We start from the raw sequence: 6,167 nt of genomic DNA, 5'->3' as shown, positions 1-6,167 counted from the left end.
GTTAATTTGATTAAATGCAGATATCGCTGAAAAACAAAGCGGGGTGGCCTTGCGGCCACCCCGCTTCTATATAGCTAAATCACCCGGCGCTTACTCGGCTTTCAAGGTAACCCGGCCGAACGACTTCTTCCCAGCCTGGCACACATGGGTCGCGCCGAGCGCAAACAGGAAGTCCTTGTCAACGACGGCGCCATCCACTTTGACGGCGCCACCACTCAGCAAGTCGCGGGCCTGTGCAGAATTCTTCACCAGGCCAGCCCGATTGAGAACGGCAGCGATCGGCAGATCTTCAGTTGCTGCCACTTCGATTTCTGGCAGGTCCTCCGGCAGCTCCCCTTCCTTCATGCGGTTGCCCGCAGCGCGGTGAGCACTGGCCGCCGCCTCTTCACCATGGAAGCGTGCGACGATTTCTTCGGCCAGCTTGATCTTGATGTCACGCGGGTTCGCCCCATTGGCGACGTCGACGCGCAGCTGCTCGATCTCTTCCATCGAACGGAAGCTCAGCAGCTCGAAATAGCGCCACATCAAGGTATCCGGAATCGACACCAGCTTGCTGTACATTACACCTGGCGCCTCCTGGATACCCACATAGTTACCCAGCGACTTGGACATCTTCTTCACACCGTCCAAACCTTCGAGCAGCGGCATGGTCACGATGTTCTGTGCTTCCTGACCATAGGCGCGCTGCAACTCGCGCCCCATCAGCAGGTTGAATTTCTGGTCGGTCCCGCCCAGTTCGACATCTGCGTGCAAGGCGACCGAGTCGTAGCCCTGCACCAATGGGTAAAGGAATTCGTGGATGGCGATCGGCTGGTTGGTGGTGTAGCGCTTGTCGAAGTCATCCCGCTCGAGCATGCGTGCGACGGTGTACTGCGATGCCAGGCGAATGAAGTCGGCCGGCGTGAGCTGGTCCATCCAGGTAGAGTTGAACGCGACTTCGGTCTTGGCCGGATCGAGAATCTTGAACACCTGCTGCTTATACGTCTCGGCGTTGTCCAGTACCTGCTCGCGGGTCAGCGGCGGACGCGTGGCGCTCTTGCCGCTGGGATCGCCGATCATGCCGGTGAAATCACCGATCAGGAAGATCACCTGATGCCCTAGCTCCTGGAACTGGCGCAGCTTGTTGATCAGCACCGTGTGGCCCAGGTGCAGGTCAGGCGCGGTCGGATCGAAGCCTGCCTTGATACGCAGAGGCTGGCCGCGCTTGAGCTTCTCGACCAGTTCCGACTCGACCAACACCTCTTCCGCACCGCGCTTGATAAGCGCCAGCTGCTCTTCAACCGACTTCATAGACAGACCCGCAAGGCTCAGATTCAAAGGGAGCCAACCATACAAGATCGGCCATCAATTACAAGTTTCGAAATGAAATGTGACCCGACCGTAGCGTCACAGCGTCTACGCGCCCTTGCGCGAAAATAGATTTGGTTATATTTTATACAGTTATTTCATCTTCATCATGTCATTCATCTTTTCCATATTCACTTTTCTTCAAAGTCTCCTTACCTATGACCAACGAAACGCCTAAAGCGCCTCCGCTTTATCCGAAAAGCCATCTGTTGGCCGCTAGCGGTATCGCCGCCCTGCTCAGCCTGGCCCTTCTAGTCTTCCCAACCAGCGACGTCGAAGCGAAAAAAACCACCCTTAGCCTGGAGCTCGAAAGCCCGGCCGAGCAATTGAAGGACGAAGCCGGCACCGCCCCGCTGGTCCAATCGCAAGCCGGTCAAGGCTCGCCCTTTGCACAGATCGAGGACGCCCAAGCCGATACCGAGCAGGCCGCCCAGCAAGCGCCTGCCGCCGACGACAACACCACCGCCAAGCTCCCCGGCCACCGCGAAGTCACCGTGGCCCGCGGCGACACCCTGTCCACCCTGTTCGCCAAGGTTGGCCTGCCGGCCAATGCGGTCCACGATGTACTGGCCAGCGGCAAGCAAGCCAAGCAGTTCAGCCAGCTCAAGCATGGCCAGGTGCTGCAGTTCGAACTCGACAAGGATGGCCAGCTCGCCAGCCTGCACAGCAAGGTCAGCAACCTCGAAACCATCCGCCTGAGCAAGACCGCCAAGGGCTATGCCTTCGATCGCGAGATCGTCAAACCCGTAGTACGCACTGCCTATGCCCACGGCGTGATCAAGAGCTCGCTGTCAGCCTCCGCGCAGCGTGCCGGCCTTTCGCACAGCATGACCATGGACATGGCCAAGGTGCTGGGCTACGACATCGACTTCGCCCAGGACATCCGTCCAGGCGACGAATTCGATGTGGTCTACGAGCAGAAAGTCATGGACGGCAAGGTCGTCGGCACCGGCAATATCCTTTCTGCCCGTTTCACCAACCGCGGCAAAACCTACACGGCGGTGCGCTACACCAACAAGCAGGGCAACACCAGCTACTACACCGCCGATGGCAACAGCCTGCGCAAGGCGTTCATCCGTACGCCTGTAGACTTCGCACGCATCAGCTCGCGCTTCTCTGCAGGCCGCAAGCACCCCATTCTGAACAAGATCCGCGCCCACAAGGGTGTGGACTACGCCGCCCCACGTGGTACGCCCATCAAGGCTGCTGGGGACGGGCGCATCGAACTGGCAGGCCGCCGCGGCGGCTACGGCAACACTGTGATCATCGCCCACGGCAATCGCTACAAGACCCTCTACGGTCATATGCAGGGCTTCGCCAAAGGCATCAAGAACGGCAGCAACGTCAAGCAAGGCCAGATCATTGGCTACATTGGCACCACTGGCCTGTCCACCGGCCCGCACCTGCACTATGAGTTCCAGGTCAACGGTGTTCACGTCGACCCACTGAGCCAGAAGGTGCCCATGTCCGACCCGATCGCCAAGAACGAGCGCCAGCGCTTCCTGCAGCAGAGCCAACCTTTGATCGCACGCATGGACCAGGAAAAGGCCACCATGCTCGCGGCGAACAAGCGCTGAGCATGGCGCTTTATCTAGGGCTGATGTCCGGCACCAGCCTCGATGGGCTGGACATCGCGTTGATCGAGCAAGGTGCCCAATTGCGCTTGCTCGCAACGCATTACGTGCCCATGCCCACCGACTTGCGCCAGGAATTGCTCAGCCTGTGCAGCAGCGGCGCTGATGAAATCGCTCGCGCGGCCCTTGCCGAAAACCGCTGGGCCACCCTGGCGGGTGAAGGTGTGCATGCTTTGCTGGCCAGCCAGCAGCTGCCTGCCAGCGCCGTCCGCGCGATCGGCAGCCATGGCCAGACCATCCGCCACGAGCCAGCCCGCGGCTTCACCGTGCAAATCGGTAACCCGGCGCTACTGGCGGAGCTCACAGGCATCAGCGTGGTGGCTGATTTTCGCCGCCGCGACGTGGCGGCTGGCGGCCAGGGCGCGCCACTGGTTCCGGCGTTTCACGAGCACTTGTTCGGCCACCTTGGCCAACGCCTGGCGATTCTCAACATCGGCGGATTCAGCAACCTCAGCCTGATCGAGCACGACAAGCCCGTGCACGGCTTCGACTGCGGCCCTGGCAACGTCTTGCTGGATGCCTGGATCGAGCGTCAGCTGGGCCAGACCTACGATGCCAACGGCCGCTGGGCTGCCAGCGGTCAGGTCCAGGCGGACTTGCTGTCGCGCCTGCTCAGTGATGACTTTTTTGCCGGCAGCGGCCCGAAAAGTACGGGCCGTGAGGTGTTCAACCTGGCCTGGCTGGATCGCCACCTGGCTCAGCTGCCTGCCTATTCGATCCAGGACGTACAGGCTACGTTGCTGGAATTGACTGCGCGCAGCATCATCGACGCCTTGCAGAACGCTCAACACGGCACCGAGGCTTTATTGGTCTGCGGTGGCGGCGCGCGCAATGGTGCGCTGATGGCCCGTCTTGGGCAACTGCTGCCCGCTGCCACAGTCAGCAGTACCGGCAGCCACGGCATCGATCCCGACTGGGTCGAGGCCATGGCGTTCGCTTGGCTGGCCCACTGCTGCCTGGAGGGCATCGCGGCCAACCGCCCAAGCGTGACCGCAGCCCAAGGCCTGCGAGTGCTTGGCGCCATCTACCCAGCCTGACCTGAGCCCACAGGGTAAAACGCCGCGCAATTGCGCGGCGTTTTTGCATCTAGCCGGGTTCAGATGGAGAACGAGGAACCGCAGCCGCAGGTGGTAGCGGCGTTCGGGTTCTTGATCACGAAGCGCGAACCTTCCAGGCCTTCCTGGTAATCCACTTCGGCGCCAGCCAAATATTGGAAGCTCATTGGATCGACCACCAACGAAACGCCTTCGCGCTCGACGATGGTGTCGTCTTCGGCAACATCTTCATCGAAGGTGAAGCCGTACTGGAAGCCCGAGCAGCCGCCGCCAGTGACGAAAACGCGCAGTTTCAGACGGTCATTGCCTTCTTCGGAAACCAGGTTCTTCACCTTTTGCGCAGCGCCATGGGTGAATTCCAAAGCCGTAGGGGTGAAGGTTTCGACGCTCATGTTGACTCTCCCGGCGTAATCGCCGCCATAAAACTCGATGACGCGTATTATCCGCTTCTCCGAGAAAATCGGTCAACAATACGTAAGCTGCAAGCGGCGCCAGGCGCGCGCCTGCAGCTCGACGCGGCTCGCTCAGGGCAGCAGGCCAGCGTGAGACAACCCCATGCGCTCGTCCAGGCCAAACAGGATATTGAGGTTCTGCACCGCCTGGCCCGAGGCGCCCTTGACCAGGTTGTCGATCACCGACAACACCACTACCAGGTCACCGCCTTGCGGGCGATGCACGGCGATACGGCAGACGTTGGCGCCGCGTACGCTACGGGTTTCCGGATGGCTGCCGGCCGGCATTACGTCGACGAACGGTTCATCGGCATAGCGTTTCTCGAACAGCGCCTGCAGGTCGACCGAGGTATCGACCACGGTCGCGTAAAGCGTTGCATGGATGCCGCGGATCATGGGCGTCAGGTGCGGTACGAAGGTAAGGCCGATATCTCCGCCAGCAGCCTGACGCAGGCCTTGGCTGATTTCCGGCAGATGGCGGTGACCTTTGACGGCATAAGCCTTCATGCTTTCACCCGCCTCACAGAACAACGAGCCCACTGCTGCGCCGCGACCAGCACCACTGACGCCGGACTTGCAGTCGGCGATCAGCCGCGAGGGATCGGCCAGGCCCGCTTCGAGCAGTGGCAGGAAGCCCAGCTGGGTGGCAGTCGGGTAGCAACCCGGCACGGCGATCAGGCGTGCTTGGCGAATGCGCTCGCGGTTGACCTCGGGCAGGCCGTATACGGCGTCCTTGAGCAGCTCCGGCGCGCCGTGCGGCTGACCGTACCACGTGCCCCATTCCACCGCGTCCTGCAGGCGAAAGTCAGCGGAGAGGTCGATGACCTTGGTCCCGGCAGCCAGCAGCTCGCCGGCCAGGGCGTGGGCGACGCCGTGCGGAGTGGCGAAGAACACCACGTCACAAGCGGCCAGGGTCTTGCTGTCGGGCACGCTGAAGGCCAGGCCATCGTAGTGGCCGCGCAAGTTCGGGTACATGTCGGCAACAGCCATCCCCGCTTCGGAGCGCGAGGTGATGACCGCTACCTCGGCCTGAGGGTGCTGCGCCAGCAAACGCAGCAATTCGACACCGGTGTACCCTGTGCCGCCGACGATACCGACCTTGATCATAACGCTTGCCCCTTATCAACGAGCCGTCTGGAAAGCGCACGATGATAGGGGCGCAAGCCGTCTGTAACAACTCTTGGGGTGCCTCTTCGGGCGCTTGGCCTCTACTATCTGACGACCGTGATCACTTGAAGGAACTTCCCCATGCTTTACCTATGGATCAAAGCGCTGCACATCGTCAGCGTGGTCTGCTGGTTCGCCGGCCTCTTCTATCTGCCCAGGTTGTTCGTCTACCACGCGCAGAGCCAGGACGGCATCAGCCAGGAACGCTTCATCACCATGGAACGCAAATTGTACCGCGGCATCATGAACCCGGCGATGATCGCCACCTACGTCTTCGGTGCCTGGATGCTCTACCTGACCCCCGGCTGGTTGAGCCAGGGCTGGTTGCACGCCAAGCTGACCCTGGTCATCGTGCTGACCGGCTACCATCACATCTGCGGCGCCCAGCGCAAACGCTTCGCTGCAGGCACCAATACTCGTAGCCATGTGTACTACCGCTGGTTCAACGAAGTACCGGTGCTCTTGTTGCTGGGCATCGTCATCCTGGTGGTGGTCAAACCGTTCTGATCGCC

The 6,167-nt window shown here is 61.1% G+C and carries 6 protein-coding genes; 3 read left to right on the top strand and 3 right to left on the bottom strand.

Features of this window, described 5'->3' with window-relative positions; all coding sequences use genetic code 11:
• Positions 1-90: 90 nt before the first annotated feature.
• Complete coding sequence (gene tyrS, locus ACLEJW_RS19035; RefSeq protein WP_313295833.1) at positions 91-1,290, bottom strand: tyrosine--tRNA ligase; 1,200 nt, start codon at positions 1,288-1,290, stop codon at positions 91-93.
• Positions 1,291-1,505: 215 nt separating this feature from the next.
• Between tyrS and ACLEJW_RS19030 the strand changes: the two genes are divergently transcribed.
• Positions 1,506-2,924: a peptidoglycan DD-metalloendopeptidase family protein gene (locus ACLEJW_RS19030; protein WP_440778045.1), complete on the top strand. Its 1,419-nt coding sequence runs from the start codon at positions 1,506-1,508 to the stop codon at positions 2,922-2,924.
• Between the two features lie 2 nt (positions 2,925-2,926).
• On the top strand, positions 2,927-4,018 hold the full coding sequence (locus ACLEJW_RS19025) for an anhydro-N-acetylmuramic acid kinase (RefSeq protein ID WP_145183385.1): 1,092 nt from the start codon (positions 2,927-2,929) through the stop codon (positions 4,016-4,018).
• 59 nt (positions 4,019-4,077) lie between these two features.
• Here the strand turns inward: ACLEJW_RS19025 and erpA are convergent, their stop codons facing one another.
• Together erpA and argC are read right to left on the bottom strand one after the other, a co-directional pair.
• Positions 4,078-4,428: an iron-sulfur cluster insertion protein ErpA gene (gene erpA / locus ACLEJW_RS19020; RefSeq protein ID WP_015268740.1), complete on the bottom strand. Its 351-nt coding sequence runs from the start codon at positions 4,426-4,428 to the stop codon at positions 4,078-4,080.
• A gap of 132 nt (positions 4,429-4,560) precedes the next feature.
• Positions 4,561-5,595 (bottom strand): N-acetyl-gamma-glutamyl-phosphate reductase, encoded by a 1,035-nt coding sequence (gene argC, locus ACLEJW_RS19015; protein WP_313295838.1) that lies wholly within the window; start codon positions 5,593-5,595, stop codon positions 4,561-4,563.
• A gap of 141 nt (positions 5,596-5,736) precedes the next feature.
• Between argC and hemJ the strand changes: the two genes are divergently transcribed.
• Positions 5,737-6,162 (top strand): protoporphyrinogen oxidase HemJ, encoded by a 426-nt coding sequence (gene hemJ, locus ACLEJW_RS19010; RefSeq protein ID WP_145183391.1) that lies wholly within the window; start codon positions 5,737-5,739, stop codon positions 6,160-6,162.
• Positions 6,163-6,167: the final 5 nt, after the last annotated feature.

The sequence above is a fragment of the Pseudomonas sp. SMSB3 genome, assembly GCF_052041965.1.
Taxonomy (GTDB): domain Bacteria; phylum Pseudomonadota; class Gammaproteobacteria; order Pseudomonadales; family Pseudomonadaceae; genus Aquipseudomonas.
Note: the sequence above shows the minus strand (reverse complement) of the source record. Positions and strands in the feature narration are given on the sequence as shown.

Excerpts from the sequence above, each read along its gene's own strand:
- tyrS (WP_313295833.1), bottom strand. The coding sequence starts at position 1,290 with ATGAAGTCGGTTGAAGAGCAGCTGGCGCTTATCAAGCGCGGTGCGGAA.
- ACLEJW_RS19030 (WP_440778045.1), top strand. The coding sequence starts at position 1,506 with ATGACCAACGAAACGCCTAAAGCGCCTCCGCTTTATCCGAAAAGCCAT.
- ACLEJW_RS19025 (WP_145183385.1), top strand. The coding sequence starts at position 2,927 with ATGGCGCTTTATCTAGGGCTGATGTCCGGCACCAGCCTCGATGGGCTG.
- erpA (WP_015268740.1), bottom strand. The coding sequence starts at position 4,428 with ATGAGCGTCGAAACCTTCACCCCTACGGCTTTGGAATTCACCCATGGC.
- argC (WP_313295838.1), bottom strand. The coding sequence starts at position 5,595 with ATGATCAAGGTCGGTATCGTCGGCGGCACAGGGTACACCGGTGTCGAA.
- hemJ (WP_145183391.1), top strand. The coding sequence starts at position 5,737 with ATGCTTTACCTATGGATCAAAGCGCTGCACATCGTCAGCGTGGTCTGC.